This is a genomic window from Mesorhizobium sp. WSM4847, assembly GCF_055811335.1.
The window spans coordinates 1-2,611 of sequence record NZ_JBVVPY010000079.1 but is presented as its reverse complement, the minus strand read 5'-3'; the positions used below and the strand labels follow the sequence as shown (position 1 = coordinate 2,611).

The following is a 2,611-nucleotide window of genomic DNA, read 5'->3' as shown; positions in this document are numbered from 1 at the left end:
CCCACCGCCCCGAACGGAACCGGCGCGCCATGAGCATCCAGCAGATAAAGCCGCGTGTTCGATATCGGACGGCCGATCGGGACCCTTCGGCCGTCGAAACCAGCAGGTACGGGGTAGCAGAGACTGAAGGTGGTATTCTCTGTCGGGCCGTAGCAGTGAATGAGGCGTACAGGACCTTCTTCTCTCAGCAGTCTCAAAAATGAGGGAACGTCACTGGCCTCGCCTCCAGAAAGGAGGTACTTAAGTTGTGCCAACGCTGGAGCGATCGATGACGTATATTTGTTGAATAACGCTGTTGTTAGGAAAAGGGTTGTCACCCGTTGCTGTTCAAGTGACTTGGCAAAATTTGAAGGATTTATAACGGTGGTAGCATCCAATGCAATAATGCAGCCACCGTTGAGCAGCGGGGACCACACTTCAAATGTGCTGGCGTCGAAGGCGGGATTACCCACCCACGCCACACGATCTCGGGCATCGATCTTCGCATAGCCATTGTTGATGACGAGCCGGTTGACCGCACGATGAAGAACAACAACCCCCTTGGGAAGGCCGGTCGAGCCGGAAGTGTACATCACGTAAGCCGCGGCCTCGGCGCTTAACGTCAAGCCAGGGTCGGCGTTAGACCCATTCTCAGCCATGAGTGGCCCAACAGACAGAACAGGGACCGTCACATCAACCAATTCATCGTCACCCTCGCTAAGCACGAGGCGCGCAGCACAGTCGGCAATCAGCCATCCTTGTCGCGCAGACGGAACGCCACCATCGATCGGCACATACACTCCGCCCGCCTTGAGGACCGCCAATTGCGCCACGACAAGAGCGACGGAGCGGTCCAGCACTGTCGCAATTCGGTTCCCCGGCTTGATTCCAAGGGCGATCAGATGATGGGCCAGCCGGTTGGCCCGCACATTGAGCTCGCCATAGCTCAGGCGCTCGTCCTCATGGACCACCGCCTCCGCATCCGGCGCCTGACGCACCTGCGCCTCGAACAGCTCGTGGATGCAAAGATCCGACGGATAGTCCGCGTCCGTCAGGTTCAGATCCTCCAAAAGGTAGGTCCGCTCCTCGGGCGACAGCAGCTCGATGCGACCAACCGGCTGCCCGGCATCGGCAACCATCGCCCGCAGCAATGCCAAAAGATAGCCGCGCTGCCGCTCGATCGTCGCTTCGTCGAATAGCGCCGTAGCATAGTGCAGCGATCCGGCGATCTGATCGCCATCTTCACCAAGGTCGAGCTCCAGATCGAACTTGACCTGATCATACCCCTTCCCGGCAGCCTCCACACTCAGCCCCGGCAGGTCCAATGACTCGACCGCATTGTTCTCCCAGGCCAAGATCACCTGGAACAACGGCGTGTGATCAAGATGCCGGGGCGGCTGCGCGATCTCGACGACCTGCTCGAACGGCAGGTCCTGATGCTCCTGCGCGGCCAGCGCCGTGCGCCGCGTCCTCGCCAAAAGCTCCGACACGCTCGGCGCGCCCGACAAGTCGAGCCTAAGCGCCAGGGTGTTGACGAAGAAGCCGATCAACTCTTCGATCTCGCGCCGGCCGCGATTGGCGCTCGGCACGCCGATGACGATGTCGTCCTGCCCTGACAGGCGCGACAGCACCGCCGCCCAGGCCGCCAGCACCGTCATGAACAAGGTCGTGCCCTGCTGGTTGGCCAGCCGCTTCAGCCCGCGCGTCAGCGCCCGATCGATGACCACCGGCACGCCGGCCCCGGCAAAGGACTGCTGGGCCGGGCGCGGCCGGTCCGTCGGCAAGGCAAGACAAGCAGGAGCCCCCGACAGGGCCTCGCGCCAGTAACGGGCCTGGCTCTGCAGCCTGTCCCCCGACAGCCACTGCCGTTGCCAGGCGGCATAATCCGGATACTGGATCGCCAGCGGTGGCAGCGGATCGTCCTGTCCGGCTGCAAACGCCCGGTAAAGCTCACTGAGTTCACGCACCAGCACGCCCATCGACCAGCCGTCCGAGACAATGTGATGCTGGGTCAGCTGGAAAACATGTTCCTCATCCGACATCCGGATCAGACGCCCGCGGATCAGCGGCCCGCGCGCAAGATCGAAGGGTGCCTGCGCCTCTTCATGGCACAGATCCAAAAGCGCCGCCTCTGCATCCGGCCTCTCCCGCAGATCGTGCTCGAGCACCGGCAGTCCCGCATCCGACGGCAGGACCTCAAACCAAGGCTTGCCCTCCGGAGCGACAAAGACACCGCGCAGCGCCTCATGACGGGCAAACAGACGGTCAAGGCTGCGCTGCCAGGCGCTGCGGTCGAGCACGCCGCGCAGCCGCAAGGCCAGCGGAATGTGATAGTTCGTACTGCCCTCGTCCAGCTGCGCCAAAAACCATAGCCGCTGCTGCGCGAACGACAGCGCAAGCGGCTCGTCGCGCGACACCGTCGCAATCGCCGGCAGGTCTTGCGGACCGGTCCGGATCAACACCTCGACGATGCTTTCGGCCAGATCGCAAAGCACCGGCCTGGCGAACAGCCTCGTCAGCGGCAGCTCGACACCGACGGCCTGCGGCAAACGGCTCATCAGCTGCACCGCCAGGAGCGAGTGGCCGCCGAGTTCGAAGAAGTTGTCGTGGCGCCCGATGCGCTCGATCCCGA

General features: G+C 62.8%; 1 protein-coding gene. It reads right to left on the bottom strand.

Annotation, left to right across the window (positions count from 1 at the left end; all coding sequences use genetic code 11):
- The coding region (locus AC0L28_RS34560) for a condensation domain-containing protein (RefSeq protein WP_473482957.1) at positions 1–2,611 on the bottom strand (2,611 nt) is incomplete at both ends.